Consider the following 14,245-nt stretch of genomic DNA (forward strand, 5'->3'; position numbering starts at 1 on the left):
ACCTCCAGCTAAAGCTGGAGGCAATTTATATTCTTAAACATTAAGTTTAAACTTTGCAACTTTGTCACTTTGCAACTTTGTCCCTAAGAAACTCAGCACCTTAGTACCTTAGCGGCTTTTCTAGTACTGTTCACTAGCATTAGGAAAATCACTAGCCTTAACATCTGCAGCATATTGGCCAATTGCTTTAGTCATTTCTTCGTAAAGATTTAAGTAGCGACGCAAGAAACGTGGACTGAATTCATTATTCATTCCCAACATATCGTGAATTACCAAAACCTGACCGTCAACACCGCCACCAGCTCCAATTCCGATTACAGGGATAGAAATGCTTTCTGCTACTTTTTTAGCCAAGTCAGCTGGGATTTTTTCAAGAACAACAGCAAAACATCCTATTTTTTCAAGCATTTGAGCGTCTTCAATTAGTTTTTCAGCCTCTTCCTCTTCTTTTGCACGAACGCTGTAAGTTCCGAATTTGTAAATAGACTGAGGAGTTAAACCTAAATGTCCCATTACTGGAATTCCAGCATGCAATATTTTTTTGATCGATTCTTTAATTTCTTTTCCGCCTTCTAATTTTACCGCGTGAGCACCGCTTTCTTTCATAATTCTGATCGAAGAACGCAACGCTTCTTTTGGGTCAGACTGGTAACTTCCAAAAGGCAAATCAACGACAACCAAACCTCTTTCTACAGCACGAACTACAGAAGAAGCATGGTAAATCATTTGGTCCAAAGTAATTGGCAAAGTCGTTTCGTGACCAGCCATTACGTTTGATGCCGAATCTCCAACTAAAATAACGTCAATACCAGCGGTATCAACAATTTTCGCCATTGTATAATCATACGCAGTAAGCATAGAGATTTTTTCTCCGTTGCTTTTCATCTCAATTAATGACTTTGTTGTGATTCTTTTATAATCTTTTTTTGCTACTGACATTTTCTTGTTTTTTTGATATTGTAAAAGTATTGAATAATTGTAAGATGAGAATCAGCAATAATAGAATATTTCGACAGAAAATAGTTTTCCGTCTTTAAATTCTAAACGAAATTGGCTGTCTTCCATTACAATAGAATAATTGTGCGGTGATTTTAGAGAAGCTTCAATATAAGTTCCATATTTTTCAATGAAAGCTTTTTCAGACAGCGTATGATCTAAAACCGCATTAGAATTTATAATGAATTTATTGTTTTCGTTTATAAAAACTTTGATGATTTCTCCTTGCTTTTGTTTTTCATCAACAGAGACTTCCAAATCTGGATAATAATAAAATAAATCGCTTAGATAAATACCGCATTCATCAGAAATCTTAGCTTTTTTAGAAGGATTTCCCATTGTTTTAATTAAATCAGTTTGCGAAATAGTAACCGATTTTGTTTTAAAACCTTTGAGCGAGTAATGTGATTTTTGTATGAATGCAATAATCTGTTCCGATAATTTGTGATTAGATAATGCTTTCGCTAAAGCCATATTGAGTTCGGTTTCAGCAAGTAATTTTGGATCATTGAGCTGTTTGATAACTTCATAATATCTTTGGTATGCAGGAATTAATTTAGAATAATCGCTATTCCAAGCCAGTTCTACAATTCTTTCGCTTACTGTTTTTCGTTCAGAAAGAGCGTTTTTATCTAAGGTGTCGAAATCATTTAATAAAGTATTAAAATCAGGTCTCGTACCAAGAAATTTTCTCAGTGTATATTTTGCAGATTCTTCATTCAGGCTTCCGCTAATATTGACCCATTCGTCTGGATTTAATGGGAGATAATTTACAGCAACAGGATCTCCAGTAAACAGAATTTCTCTAATTTTTGAGTTTTTATCTGGTAAAGCTCTGGCTTTTAATCCGGCAGCAAGAATAAAAAGATGATTTCCGCCGTAATACGCGTCGCCACCTTCAAGAATTGGATTTTTAGGGTCTTTAATTTTTACATCTTTTGCATTCAGGCTTTTCGCAATATATTTCTCCTGCACAAATCCTTCGTTCAAATTATCGGCTTGTATTTTGTACCAGCCATTTTCATTTTCAGATAGCAAGCGAATTTGAGCTCCATATTTAAAAAAGCCTAAAAAATCGGCATTTGTATTTGGAGAAATAAAAAGTCTTGTGTCAGAATTCAGAAAATAACGTTCTTGAGAATGCAGTAAAATAGAACAGAAAAAGAGTAAAAAGTAAAGTTTTTTCATGAATTTGATTTTGTGTTTTTAGCCACGAATTTCACGAATTACACCAATTTTTCAAACTTTTAAAAAAAATAAATTAGTGTAATTTGTGAAATTCGTGGCAAACTTAAATTTTAGCAGTCAGCCATATTTACGGCAATTGCAAGACCTCCTTCAGAAGTTTCTTTGTATTTTGAATTCATATCTTTTGCTGTTTCCCACATCGTGTTGATCACTTTGTCTAGCGGAACTTTAGCATTTTTAGAATCAGTTTCGAGAGCCAACTCAGCAGCATTTATCGCTTTAATCGCTCCCATTGTGTTTCTCTCAATACACGGAATTTGAACCAATCCGCCAATAGGATCGCAGGTTAAACCTAAATGATGTTCCATGGCAATTTCTGCAGCCATTAGAACCTGAGCAGGAGTTCCGCCCATTAATTCGCAAAGAGCCGCCGCCGCCATAGAAGACGAAACGCCAATTTCAGCCTGACATCCGCCCATTGCGGCAGAAATAGTAGATCCTTTTTTGAATATACTACCTATTTCGCCCGCAACCATCAAAAATTGTTTGATTTCTTTTTCACCAGCATTGTGGTTTTCAATCACCATATAATACATCAAAACGGCTGGAATTACGCCAGAACTTCCATTAGTAGGAGCAGTAACCACACGGCCTAGAGAAGCATTTACTTCATTCACTGCAAGTGCAAAACAGCTTACCCATTTTAGGATTTGGCGAAATTTAACTTCTGTTTTTCTAATCTCTTCCAGCCAGCTTTGCGGATCGGTATAATTTGATAAACCAATTAAGTTTTGGTGCATGTCAAAAGCTCTTCTACGTACGTGAAGTCCACCCGGAAGAATTCCTTCAGAGTGGCAGCCAATATACATACATTCGAGCATCGTATTCCAGATACGCATTAATTCAGAATGCACTTCGGCTTCTGGACGCATCGAAATTTCATTTTCATATACAATCTCAGAAATCGATTTGTTTTCTGTAACCGTATAATTCAATAATTCAGCTGCGTTTTGAACTGGATATGGAAAGGCGCATTTTATTACTTCTTTTGCTTTGGCATTGGTACGTTCTTCTTTCACTACAAATCCGCCTCCGATAGAATAGAAAGTCGATTCGTATTCCGAATCATCAGATTTGTAAGCTGTGAATTTCAATCCGTTGGCGTGAAAAGGAAGAAAATCTTTGTTGAAAACAATGTCTTGAAGAAAAAAGAACGGAATCACTTTCTGGTTACCCAAATTGATTTCGTTTGTGGTTTCGATTTTTTTAATAATTCCTGCAATGTCTTCTACAGGAATATATTCAGGATCTTGTCCGCTCAATCCGAGCATTACGGCAAGATCTGTTGCGTGGCCTTTTCCAGTTAAAGAAAGCGAGCCATATAAATCGACTTTTACTCTTGTGATATCGGCTAAAATTGCTTCGTCTTTCAGCTCTTCCAGAAAACGTTCTGCAGCGCGCCACGGACCTAAAGTATGTGAGCTTGAAGGGCCAACGCCAATTTTAAGCATATCAAAAACAGAGATACATTCTTCCATTGTTCAATTTTTGTTAAGACAAAGATAATCGAATAATGCAATGATGATTTCTTTTTTAATGTTAATCTTGCGTATTTGTTAAAATAAATATTAAAATTTAATAATTCGGCAACGAAATAAATTTAAAGCCTTAATATGCAGTTTACGTAAAAAGTTCACCATTTTTAGGTATTTTTGTAAAAGAACGAGTTATATTGCATACTTGATTCTTTAATATTAATACTTCATGGATTTTGTTTTAATTCTGAAAATGTCTTTTTACAAATATTAGTGCCAAAAGAAGATAAAGTTACCATATGATAGAATTTTTCAGACATCTATTACAAGAATTCGAATTACCTTTAAGCAACCCTGTATTGATCTTTTCGTTAATACTTTTTATAATTCTGCTTTCGCCAATTTTACTTAAAAAGATTAATATTCCAGGAATTATCGGACTTATTATTTCGGGTGTTATAATTGGACCGCACGGATTAAATATTCTAGCCAAAAACTCCGCTGTTGATTTGTTTTCGACAATCGGTCTTTTGTATATCATGTTTATTGCAGGACTTGAACTGGATATGAATGAGTTTAAAGCCAACAGGAACAAGAGTTTGCTTTTTGGTTTTTTTACTTTTATTCTGCCGCTTTCAATCGGTTTTCCAGTTTGTTTTTATTTGCTTCAATACGATTTTAATGCAAGTTTCTTAACGGCGAGCATGTTTGCAACACACACTTTAGTTGCATATCCTATTGTGAGCAAATTGGGAATTGCTAAAAATCAAGCGGTTGCCATTACAGTCGGCGGAACTATTTTGACTGATACAGCGGTTTTGATTATTCTGGCTGTAATTATGGGAAGCAGTCAAGGCAATCTAACTCAGGCATTTTGGGTTAAGCTGATAGTTTCCTTAGCCATTTTTTCAGCTATAATGTTTGTAATTATTCCGCGTGTTGCCAAATGGTTTTTCAAAAAATTAGAGAGTGAGAAACACGCCCATTATATTTTTGTGCTTTCGGTGGTTTTCTTTGCTGCCTTTTTGGCCGAAGTAGCAGGAGTGGAGCCGATTATTGGAGCTTTCGTTGCAGGTTTGGCGTTAAATCCGCTTATTCCGCATTCTTCTGCTTTGATGAATAGAATTGAATTTATCGGGAATTCGTTATTTATTCCATTCTTCCTGATTTCTGTAGGAATGTTAGTTGATGTAAGCGTTATTTTGAGCGGACCGACAGCTTTGATTGTTGCAGGAACTTTAAGCGTTGTGGCGATATTCGGAAAATGGATTGCGGCATTTTTTACTCAAATTGTTTTTAAATATACGAGAACCGAAAGACAGCTTATTTTCGGATTGAGCAGTGCGCACGCAGCAGCAACTTTAGCAGTAATTTTGGTCGGATATAAAGCAAAAATTTTAGATGAAAATATCTTAAACGGAACTATTATTCTGATTCTGATTACGTGTATCGTCGCTTCTTTTGCTACAGAAAAAGCAGCTAAGAAAATTGCAATCTGCGAAGAAGAAATTTCACCGCAAGATGCAGGAAAAGATCAGATTTTAGACGAACATATTTTGATTCCGCTGGCAAAAACTTCTGCGGCGGCAAGTTTATTGGATTTCGCACTTTTAATAAAAGATAAAAAATCCTCAAATCCGATTACTTTATTGACGATTGTTCCGAACAATAATCAGGCAGAAAAAAACATTTTAAAATACAGAAAAGCAGCTGATAAATTTGTAATTCAAGGATCGGCTTCAGAAGTAAAAATCAATACCATTGCCAGAATTGACCATAATCCAGCGAGCGGAATTGCGAGAACTTCTAAGGAAATTATGTCGGATATCGTCATCGTAGGCTGGCCAAGAAAAACGGGATTTATTGATAAAATCTTTGGAGAAAATGTAGATTCAATTATCAACAATGTCGATAAGAATTTGTTTATCTGCAGGTTTCAAAGAAATTTTATTGAAGAAAAAAGACTGGTTTTTATCTGTCCGCCATTTTCAGAAAGAGGAATCGGATTTCAGTTATTGTTACAGAAAATGTGCCGTTTGTCTCAGGAATTAAGTATTCCGATTGTAATTTATGCAGAATACAATACCCATCAGATGATTCAGCAAATTGCAACTAATTTGAAGCTTAATGCAAAATTAGGATTCAAAAGCATAATGGACTGGGAAGATTTTGAAGCTATTACAGATGAAATAAAACCAACAGATTTAGTGGTTTTCAACTTATCAAGAAAAGGTTCGGTTTCGTATCAGTCTATCTTTGATAAATTGCCTTCAAAATTCGAAAAATCATTTAGTGAAAACAATGTCATTTTGGTTTATCCGCACGACGATCGAAAAGAAAGCGCGATGGATGCCTACGAAGATTTTACAGCTTCGCCTTTAACCAAAGGAATTGAAGCCATTGAGCAAATTGGTCGTGGTTTGGGAAGTATTTTGAAGAAGGGGTAATTTTTTAAACAAAATGCATGGTGAAAAATAATAATGAAAACGATAAATTGTTACTTCTAAAAAAAATGATACAAGGAATAAGAAGTGGTCGAGCGGAAAATTTCGATCCGAAGAAATATTTGGAAACATTAAAAATGCGAAAAAAGAATAAACCTAATCTTTAATATATTTTTTGATGAATCACAACGCAAATTCAATTCGACCATTTATAGGTTCTAAAAACTTTGAGATTTCAAGAAGTTTTTACCGCGATTTAGGATTTGAAGAAACGGTTTTAGATTCAAAAATGTCGGTTTTTAAAACAGGAGAAATCGCTTTTTATCTTCAGGATTACTACGATAAAAACTGGATTGAAAATACCATGATTTTTCTTGAAGTTGATGATGTGGAAAGATATTATACTGAACTTCTGGATTTAAAACTCACAGAAAAATATAGCGTAAAACTAACGCCAATTCGTTATGAAAATTGGGGAAGCGAATGTTTTCTACATGATCCTTCTGGTGTTTTATGGCATTTTGGAAAATTTAAATAAAGAAAAAATGAATTGGTGAAATTGGTGTAATTCGTGGCAAAAAAACTATCTCAATCCAAAATCCCCTAAAACTCGCGTTGTACTTTTACGCTGATACCAGTCATTATAAACCAATTCTAAATTTTTGACTTCGAATGTTCCGAAATCATAATCACGGAATCTTTCAGCTATTTCTATTAGTTTTTTCGGATTATGAAGTTTTTCCTGAAAACGCATTACAGTAGCATGCGCTGTAGATATAGAATAACGACTGTCAATACTTTGCTGTAATCCTGAATTTTTAAAATTTTCGCGAAGCCTGTTTCGCAAATTATTTAAAGTTTCATCACTCGGAAATCCCTGAATCATAAGAGCAGATGGAGAAGCAGTTATTCCTTTAAAATTAATCGAGATTTTCTCTACATCAACTAGACTTCTGCAAATCACTTCAATATATTCATTTGGCGAAATCTGATTTAAAGTAAAACCTTCCGAACAAGAAATAATAGACATGACCGTAATATGAATATCTGAATCTGGATAAAAATATTGGTCAGGTTCTGCTTTTTTCAATTCGCTAATAAAAGCTTGAATATTGGCTTTAGTTTCACCATTTGGGCGAATAAGCAACGTAATTCCAAAACGGGAATCAGATTCGTTTTTAAGTTCAGAATCAATGGAATATTTTCCTGCCGAAATGATTTCAGAAGATGATTTATAAAGGTCGTTGTAGTGTTCGGTTAAATTCATTTTAAAAATTATTCACTTTCAAAAATTGATTTTAAAAGCTGTTGTAAATCTGCTTTGTTAATTTCGCCACTGCCTTTCCATTTCCCAATAATTATACCATTTTTATCGATTAAGACTTTATGGGGAATTCCGTATACAAAATAATCAGTAATGATTTTTTTATCGTTTTCTGTAATAAAAATATGTTTCCAATATTCAATTTTTTCTTTTGCAATTGCGTTTTTCCACAAGTCAGATTTGTCATCTTTTGCAATACTAATAATTTCAAAACCCTGGTCTTTATATTTTTTATATAATTCTTTTGTATAGGGTAATTCCTCTCTGCAAGGTCCGCACCAGCTTGCCCAAAAATCAATTAAAACATATTTTTTGTTTTTGAAATCTGAAAGTGAAATTGTTTTATCATCAATATCTTTTAAAGTAAATTCGGGAGCAAGACTCCCAATTTTGCTTTGTTTGAAGTATTTAAGCTTTTCGGCCATCTCTTTTCCTTTTTCAGAATTTTTTATTTCGGGAGTAAAATTTTCAAAGACTTCTACAAAATTGTCGTAAAAATTCATACCAATAAAACGACTAACGTTTAAACGCATTAAGCGTAATGCAGTAAATGAATTCGGATGTTTTTTGGCGAAAATAAAATCAAGTTTTAATTCATTTATATCATTTTGATCTTTTGCATTTTCGAGTGTATCTAAACGAAGTGTTAATTGTTTTTTAGCAACAGAATCTTTTTCAAATTCAATCCTTGATAAAACTTCTTTTTGCAGTTTAACGATAGAATCCTGAACGATTTTGGTAGGTTGGTGCATTTCTAAAATTTCTTTTTCTAATGCAGTTTCAACCTGAGCAGTAATCAAGTAACTAATGAAAAATAGCAGTATAGTAAAAGAAAATCGAATCATGAAAAAGAGTTTTTTCGAATTAATAAATTTATTTCTTTTTTGCTTTTTCCAGATTTTCTTTGACCCTAAACTTAACAATTTCAGTAATCAAATCATAAGGTATTGGATCTTTTAAAGGAAACTGAACAGAGCCTTTTCCAGATTTATATTTAGAAAGTTTTTCCGCAAAAGCTTCGTGCCCGCTTGGGAGAGCATAAAGTCCAATGTGGTTTTTAAAAGCAGCAAAATAAACTACAATTCCATTTTGCTCAAAAGCCGGCATCGAATAACTGATTTTCTCTTTAGCATCTGGAGCTGCTTTTTGAATCGTCATTCTAACTTTCTCCAAAATTTCCTGAACATCATTTGGAAATCCACCAATGTACTCGTCTATATTTTCAGGTTTTTTAATGTCCATGATTTTTTGTTTCAAGTTTAATGTTTCAAGTTTAATGTTTCAAGTTTAATGTTTCAAGTTTAATGTTTCAAGTTGTCTGTGCGTAAAAACTTTGCGTTTAATTTTTTTACCGCAAAGTGCGCAAAGGTATTTTAATTGCTAGGCTAATTGGAATCTATATTTTAAGATCGCAAAGCGTTATCTAGAGAAAGCTTTGTGATCTTTTCATTATTAATAATACTCAAAACTTCGCGTTCTTTGCGTAAAAACCTTTGCGTTCTTTGCGGTTAAATTTTTACGCAAAGTTCGCTAAGATTATTTTAATTGTTAGACTAAGCAGAATCTACATATTAAGTTCGCAAAGCGTTATGTTGACAAATCTCTGTTTAGTTAAAACTTTTTTACACATAGCTTTGCGATCTTTTTCATTTTAATGATCCCCTCAAAAAAACTTTGCGCCCTTTGCGTAAAACCTTTGCGTTCTCTGCGGTTAAATTTTTAACATAAAGTGACACTATTTATATTGACAAAGCTTTGCGATCTTTTTTCATTTTAATGACTTCTCAAAAAAAACTTCGCGTTCTCTGCGTAAAACCTTTGCGTGCTCTGCGGTAAAAAAATCGCAAAGTATTAAAAAACACTATTAAGCAAGTCCTTTAGGGAAACGATCCAAAACCAGATTTAACTGCAAATGATGTTCTAAATAAGCTTTTGCTCCCGCCAAAACCAAAGTAAAACCTTCAGTCGAATTACGAACCTGATCGATTATTTTATCTGCGTCACCATGAAAACCAGAATTGGTAATACTCACAAAAGTTTCATTTTCGTTCAACGGACTGAAAACCCATTCTACCAAAGTAATTTCATCAGGATTTCCCCATTCAATGACAATCTTTTTATTTTCTTGAACGACAAGCGTCGTAACCGAAAGCGAAAAACCATACATTTCCCAAGTCCATTCCGTTTTCTGATTTTCTTCTAATTTTCCAGATCCTTTTGTAAACCAAAATTTACTCGTAATCTGAGGATCAATAAAAGCCTGAAAAACTTCTGAAACAGGTTTTCGAATCAGCATTTCGGCTTTTGCAAATTTGTTGTTTTCTGTTTTCATAGTTTTTATAAATAAGAGTTAGAAAGAATAGTAAAATTGGTTTTTACGTCAATTTTTTTTGGAAGCTCTAATTTATGAAAATACTATCTATTAAAGATTAAAATTTAATTAAATGTATAACCCGCTATTAAATTAAATGAGTTTGTTTTTAAAGAACCGCCACTCATCATTTCAGTTTTTGATGTATTGGATAAACCCAAATTATCTCTAATTTCTACATAAAGTTTATGATCATTTTTCAATTTAAATTCTTTTCCAATTCCAGCAGATAAACCGTAATCTAAAGACTTTCTATATTTTGTCGTCTCTACATCTTCATCATTTACACCTTCGGCATCAAGCTCTGCACTTTCGCCAGATTTAAGCAAGTAGCCTAGAAACGGACCTCCATTTACGTAAAAACTTTTATTACTAGAAAAATTATACTTTAACATAACTGGAAGTACAATATAATTAGAGTAATTTCTAATTTTTAAATCATAAATTCCACCAACTGCTGGCATTGAGGGGTTTTCTGGGAATATCTCTACAGTTGTTTTTGAGATTTGTGTTTTTCTTTCGTAGTTGATATCCGCTTTTATAGATAAATTATTTTTGATTCTATATTGCACTGAAACACCCACCAAATAAGCAATTCCAGGGTTGTCATTTGTATAAGAATCAAAACCTCTGTAGCTAGAATAATTAAGTCCCGCTTGCACTCCAAATGTGATTTTTGAATCTTGAGCTAATGTTTTAAAAGTGATTAAAGAGAAGATCGTTAAAAATAAAAAGGTAATTTTTTTCATGAACGGTTATGTTGATTTTTAGGTAAATATAATGAGAAGTCTATTTAAATATTACACTTCTTTTTTATCAATCCATTTACCAACTGTTGGAGCAGTGTAATTTTTCATTTGTTCTAATAAATCTTCAATAGTATCACTTACCAAAAGCATTTTTTGATTGACTTCTTTCAACAGGCCTTTTTCTGTCATGGTTTGCAGCAATTCGATTAGCGAATCGTAAAAACCGTTTACGTTTAAAACTGCAATTGGTTTTTTATGTAATCCTAATTGTGCCCAAGTCAGCATTTCAAAAAGTTCTTCGAGTGTTCCAAAACCACCAGGAAGTGCAATTACGCCATCGCATAAATCGTTCATTTTGGTTTTTCTTTCGTGCATGCTTTCTACCAAAATTAATTCGGTTAAGCCTAAATGAGCTATTTCTTTCGACCTTAAAAAATTAGGCAATACGCCAATTACTTTTCCGCCCGCGTTCAAAGCTCCGTCGGCAACGGCGCCCATTAAACCTACATTTGCGCCTCCGTAAACCAATTCTATATTTTGCTCGGCCAAGGTTTTACCCAAAGCAGTAGCTTGTTCTTCGTAAATTTTTTCAGTACCAAAACTAGAGGCACAGAAAACGGTAATTCTTTTCATTATTTTAAGTTGTAAATTATGAATTATGAGTTATGAATTTTTAGAATTGTGAATATCAGTTTGCTTTCCGACTTATAATTCATAATTAATAACTCATAATTTTTATCTGTTTTTCTTCAATTCATATTCAAAATACGGAACGTCTACGCCATTTATGTTAAACGTAAGATCATTTATTTTTTCTGCTCCGAGCTTTAAAACGGCTTTTTGCGAACGGAAATTTTCTGAACCGACATGAAAAAGTACCGAATCAACATGCTGAAAAGCATAATCCATCATTAATTTTTTGTTGGATTTATTGTATGGTCCGCCCCAATATTTTCTTGTAATAAAAGTATAGCCAATTCCAACATTCGATTTTTCTGGATTGTAATCGTAGAAACTCGTTGTTCCCATTACTTCATTAGTTTGTTTATCGAGAATCAGAAATGGATTTTTTGTAATTATAATATCGAAAAAAGTTTTAAAACCTTCTTTTGTATATCGGTCTTTAACTGGATTTTGTTCCCAAATTAAGGGATCAGAAGCAGCTTCAAATAACGCTTCAAAATGTTTTTCTTCTAACGGAATTAACTTTGAAATTTCGTTTTCTAAGAAATCTGGCTGTAAATTGAAGTTTGATTTTTGCATTTTATGGTTTTTAGTTAAAGGCTAATTTTTTAAATTCTCTTAATCTGTACACAAGAAACATTTTCCATTTTAATCTGTTTTCCTGTTTTTTTCAATAGTCCCGTTTTAGAATCTCTTTTAAAAACAACCACATTTCCAGTTTGAACATTGGATGCTACTAAAAATTTCCCGCTTTCGTCAAGAGCAAAAACTCGCGGATGTTTTCCTAAAGTAGATTGATAACCAATATTTTTCAGCAGTCCGTTTTCGTCAATAGAGAAAATGGCAATATTATTTTCTTTACCGCGGTTGGTTGCATATAGAAACTTTCCATCGGGAGAAATGTGAATATCAGAGCTTTCAAATCCGTTTTTTATTTCATCTGAATGTGTGACAATACGTTGAATTTTATTTAAAACACCATTTTCATATTTATAAACGCTTATTTGTCCAGCCATTTCTTCAATGCAATAACCAAATTTTTGATTGGGGTGAAAAGTAAAATGTCTTGGACCAGCTTCTAAATCAGTTTTCGTAAACGGATTTGCAATCTCTGACAAAGGCTTTTTCTGATTTTCGTCAAAAGCATAACAGCGTATTTTATCGGCTCCTAAATCGGGTAAAAACAAATAATCGCCTTGCGGAGAAAATACGGCCGAATGTACATGAGATTTGGTTTGTCTTTCTTTATTGACACTTCCGTCTGTATACTGAAAATTCTGTGCAATTGAATCGATTTTACCATTTTCTAAAAGTGGAAAAACCGATACGCTTCCTTCTGTATAATTGGCATTGGCAAGCCATTTTCCGTTTTTATGAACGCTGACATAAACCGGATTTTCGCCACCGCTTCTCTGACTGTTTAAAAATGTCAAAGTTTTTGTCGATGGATTAAATTCGAAACTGCTTATACTTCCCGCATTTGGAGTTTTGGTATCAGTACAGGCATAAACATATTTTCCGTTTGGCGAAATCGTCAAATACGACGGATTTACAATATTTTTAACTGAAGTAAATTTGGTTAATTTCCCATTTAAAGTGTCCATTTGATAGACCTGAATGGCTTCAGCTGTTTTATCACGGTTGTAAGATCCTAAAAACACGTAGGTGTTTTGAGAAAATAGGGTTATTGTGAATAAAAGTGCAATTGCAGAATAGTATATTTTTGGTTTCATTTTTGGTTTCAGGTTTTGCCCTTCGACTTCGCTCAGGGAGACAGTTGGTTTAAATAATTTTAAGTCAGATTTGATACACGTTGTCTGGCTGAGCGTCCCGAAACTTCGGGAGAAGCCTAATTAATGCCTTTCCACCATTGTTGAAATTCCTGTTTTTCATTTTTTAATTCTACTAATTCACCTATCATAGGAGTAATTAATGGAATCGGATTTTCAGACAAACTATTCAATTCAGTAACTTTTTTCAAAGGCTCATCCCACGAGTGAAGCGATAAAGCAAATTTTGAAGAATGTACCGGAAATACTCTTTTTGCTTTAAGGTCTTTCATAGCTTTTATGACATCTTCGGGTAAATTATGAATATATTTCCAACTCTGGTTGTATTGTCCATTGTCAATTAAAGCAATATCAAAAGGCCCGTATTTTTCGCCAATTTCAGCAAAATGTTTGTCGTAGCCACTGTCTCCGCCTAAGTACATCTTAAAATCTTTGCTTTCTAAAATAAATGAAGTCCAAAGCGTATTACATCTTTTAAATCCTCTGCCCGAAAAATGTCTGGATGGAGCGGTGTGAATGGTAAGATTTTCATCTAATTGAACAGTGCTGTACCAGTCTTTTTCTATAATCATTGCTACAGGAAATCCCCAGAATTCAAAGTGCGAACCTACGCCAAGAGCGGTAATAATCTGTTTGGTTTTAGGTTTTAGTTTTAAAATCGTTTCATAATCCAAATGGTCATAATGATCGTGCGTAATCAGCAAATAATCAATTTCTGGAATATCATCAACAGTATAAATATCAGAACCTTTAAAAGATTTTGTGGTTCCTGGAATAGGAGAGGCGTTTCCGCTGAAAACGGGATCGATCAAAAAGCGTTTTCCTTCCAACTGAATGAAATACGACGAATGTCCAAACCAAACCAAAATATCCTGATCTAAAGCAAGTTCAAGTAAATTGGTTTTTACAGAAGGAATTAAATCGGTCGGAATTTTTCTTTCTACTTTTTTAAAGAAAAAATCATAAAAAACTTTAGAATAACTCGCGCCTTCCGCAAGATCTGGAGTGAAATTCTGGTTTTCGAATTTTCCGTTTTTATATTGTGGCGAGTTTTGAATCTGTACTAATCTTTCGCCAGACGGCGCTTTTCCAAATTTAGGATGTTGAAGAAAAAGGTAAACGGCAAGTATTAGTGCAAATATCAGAATTAAGAATGTGATCATT

14 protein-coding genes are annotated in these 14,245 nt (G+C 33.6%); 2 read left to right on the top strand and 12 right to left on the bottom strand.

What is annotated here, in order from left to right:
• Positions 1 to 120 precede the first annotated feature (120 nt).
• The 3 genes from panB to ACWA1F_RS20030 all read right to left on the bottom strand — a co-directional run bounded on the left by panB (position 121) and on the right by ACWA1F_RS20030 (position 3,722).
• On the bottom strand, positions 121 to 939 hold the full coding sequence (gene panB, locus ACWA1F_RS20020; protein WP_306160031.1) for a 3-methyl-2-oxobutanoate hydroxymethyltransferase: 819 nt from the start codon (positions 937 to 939) through the stop codon (positions 121 to 123).
• 51 nt (positions 940 to 990) lie between these two features.
• Entirely contained in the window at positions 991 to 2,184 is a 1,194-nt protein-coding gene (locus ACWA1F_RS20025; protein ID WP_456896305.1) for an SH3 domain-containing protein, read from the bottom strand.
• Between the two features lie 110 nt (positions 2,185 to 2,294).
• Positions 2,295 to 3,722 carry an L-serine ammonia-lyase gene (locus tag ACWA1F_RS20030; protein ID WP_456896307.1) on the bottom strand — a complete coding sequence of 476 codons (1,428 nt, stop codon included), beginning with the start codon at positions 3,720 to 3,722 and terminating at the stop codon, positions 2,295 to 2,297.
• Between the two features lie 296 nt (positions 3,723 to 4,018).
• On the opposite strand from ACWA1F_RS20030, the gene ACWA1F_RS20035 reads away from it, so the two are divergent.
• Together ACWA1F_RS20035 and ACWA1F_RS20040 are read left to right on the top strand one after the other, a co-directional pair.
• On the top strand, positions 4,019 to 6,166 hold the full coding sequence (locus ACWA1F_RS20035; protein ID WP_456896309.1) for a cation:proton antiporter: 2,148 nt from the start codon (positions 4,019 to 4,021) through the stop codon (positions 6,164 to 6,166).
• Between the two features lie 175 nt (positions 6,167 to 6,341).
• A complete protein-coding gene (locus tag ACWA1F_RS20040) occupies positions 6,342 to 6,701 on the top strand; it encodes a VOC family protein (RefSeq protein WP_456896311.1) in 360 nt (119 codons plus the stop codon).
• A 45-nt stretch (positions 6,702 to 6,746) separates the two neighbouring features.
• Here ACWA1F_RS20040 and ACWA1F_RS20045 read toward each other — a convergent pair whose 3' ends face one another.
• From ACWA1F_RS20045 to ACWA1F_RS20085, 9 genes are all read right to left on the bottom strand, one after another.
• Positions 6,747 to 7,430, bottom strand: coding sequence for a 2'-5' RNA ligase family protein (locus tag ACWA1F_RS20045; protein WP_456896313.1), 684 nt, complete (start codon positions 7,428 to 7,430; stop codon positions 6,747 to 6,749).
• A gap of 8 nt (positions 7,431 to 7,438) precedes the next feature.
• A complete protein-coding gene (locus ACWA1F_RS20050) occupies positions 7,439 to 8,332 on the bottom strand; it encodes a TlpA family protein disulfide reductase (RefSeq protein WP_456896315.1) in 894 nt (297 codons plus the stop codon).
• 28 nt (positions 8,333 to 8,360) lie between these two features.
• Positions 8,361 to 8,729 (bottom strand): iron chaperone, encoded by a 369-nt coding sequence (locus ACWA1F_RS20055; RefSeq protein ID WP_456896317.1) that lies wholly within the window; start codon positions 8,727 to 8,729, stop codon positions 8,361 to 8,363.
• 622 nt (positions 8,730 to 9,351) lie between these two features.
• Positions 9,352 to 9,819 (bottom strand): SRPBCC family protein, encoded by a 468-nt coding sequence (locus tag ACWA1F_RS20060; RefSeq protein ID WP_306160015.1) that lies wholly within the window; start codon positions 9,817 to 9,819, stop codon positions 9,352 to 9,354.
• 104 nt (positions 9,820 to 9,923) lie between these two features.
• Positions 9,924 to 10,607, bottom strand: a complete 684-nt coding sequence (locus ACWA1F_RS20065) for a porin family protein (RefSeq protein ID WP_456896320.1) — start codon at positions 10,605 to 10,607, stop codon at positions 9,924 to 9,926.
• Between the two features lie 51 nt (positions 10,608 to 10,658).
• Positions 10,659 to 11,240, bottom strand: a complete 582-nt coding sequence (locus ACWA1F_RS20070) for an LOG family protein (protein ID WP_456896322.1) — start codon at positions 11,238 to 11,240, stop codon at positions 10,659 to 10,661.
• A gap of 102 nt (positions 11,241 to 11,342) precedes the next feature.
• On the bottom strand, positions 11,343 to 11,870 hold the full coding sequence (locus ACWA1F_RS20075) for a GNAT family N-acetyltransferase (RefSeq protein WP_456896324.1): 528 nt from the start codon (positions 11,868 to 11,870) through the stop codon (positions 11,343 to 11,345).
• A 29-nt stretch (positions 11,871 to 11,899) separates the two neighbouring features.
• Positions 11,900 to 13,024, bottom strand: coding sequence for a lactonase family protein (locus tag ACWA1F_RS20080; RefSeq protein ID WP_456896326.1), 1,125 nt, complete (start codon positions 13,022 to 13,024; stop codon positions 11,900 to 11,902).
• Positions 13,025 to 13,140: 116 nt separating this feature from the next.
• Positions 13,141 to 14,244 (bottom strand): MBL fold metallo-hydrolase, encoded by a 1,104-nt coding sequence (locus ACWA1F_RS20085; RefSeq protein ID WP_456896328.1) that lies wholly within the window; start codon positions 14,242 to 14,244, stop codon positions 13,141 to 13,143.
• Between the last annotated feature and the right edge of the window lies 1 nt (position 14,245).

This window comes from Flavobacterium erigeronis, from assembly GCF_054075165.1.

What these genes read in the sequence shown, in the direction of transcription:
- ACWA1F_RS20025 (WP_456896305.1), bottom strand. Translation starts at nt 2,184, where the DNA reads ATGAAAAAACTTTACTTTTTACTCTTTTTCTGTTCTATTTTACTGCAT.
- ACWA1F_RS20070 (WP_456896322.1), bottom strand. Translation starts at nt 11,240, where the DNA reads ATGAAAAGAATTACCGTTTTCTGTGCCTCTAGTTTTGGTACTGAAAAA.
- ACWA1F_RS20055 (WP_456896317.1), bottom strand. Translation starts at nt 8,729, where the DNA reads ATGGACATTAAAAAACCTGAAAATATAGACGAGTACATTGGTGGATTT.
- ACWA1F_RS20035 (WP_456896309.1), top strand. Translation starts at nt 4,019, where the DNA reads ATGATAGAATTTTTCAGACATCTATTACAAGAATTCGAATTACCTTTA.
- ACWA1F_RS20075 (WP_456896324.1), bottom strand. Translation starts at nt 11,870, where the DNA reads ATGCAAAAATCAAACTTCAATTTACAGCCAGATTTCTTAGAAAACGAA.
- ACWA1F_RS20030 (WP_456896307.1), bottom strand. Translation starts at nt 3,722, where the DNA reads ATGGAAGAATGTATCTCTGTTTTTGATATGCTTAAAATTGGCGTTGGC.
- ACWA1F_RS20080 (WP_456896326.1), bottom strand. Translation starts at nt 13,024, where the DNA reads ATGAAACCAAAAATATACTATTCTGCAATTGCACTTTTATTCACAATA.
- ACWA1F_RS20085 (WP_456896328.1), bottom strand. Translation starts at nt 14,244, where the DNA reads ATGATCACATTCTTAATTCTGATATTTGCACTAATACTTGCCGTTTAC.
- ACWA1F_RS20045 (WP_456896313.1), bottom strand. Translation starts at nt 7,430, where the DNA reads ATGAATTTAACCGAACACTACAACGACCTTTATAAATCATCTTCTGAA.
- ACWA1F_RS20050 (WP_456896315.1), bottom strand. Translation starts at nt 8,332, where the DNA reads ATGATTCGATTTTCTTTTACTATACTGCTATTTTTCATTAGTTACTTG.
- ACWA1F_RS20040 (WP_456896311.1), top strand. Translation starts at nt 6,342, where the DNA reads ATGAATCACAACGCAAATTCAATTCGACCATTTATAGGTTCTAAAAAC.
- panB (WP_306160031.1), bottom strand. Translation starts at nt 939, where the DNA reads ATGTCAGTAGCAAAAAAAGATTATAAAAGAATCACAACAAAGTCATTA.
- ACWA1F_RS20065 (WP_456896320.1), bottom strand. Translation starts at nt 10,607, where the DNA reads ATGAAAAAAATTACCTTTTTATTTTTAACGATCTTCTCTTTAATCACT.
- ACWA1F_RS20060 (WP_306160015.1), bottom strand. Translation starts at nt 9,819, where the DNA reads ATGAAAACAGAAAACAACAAATTTGCAAAAGCCGAAATGCTGATTCGA.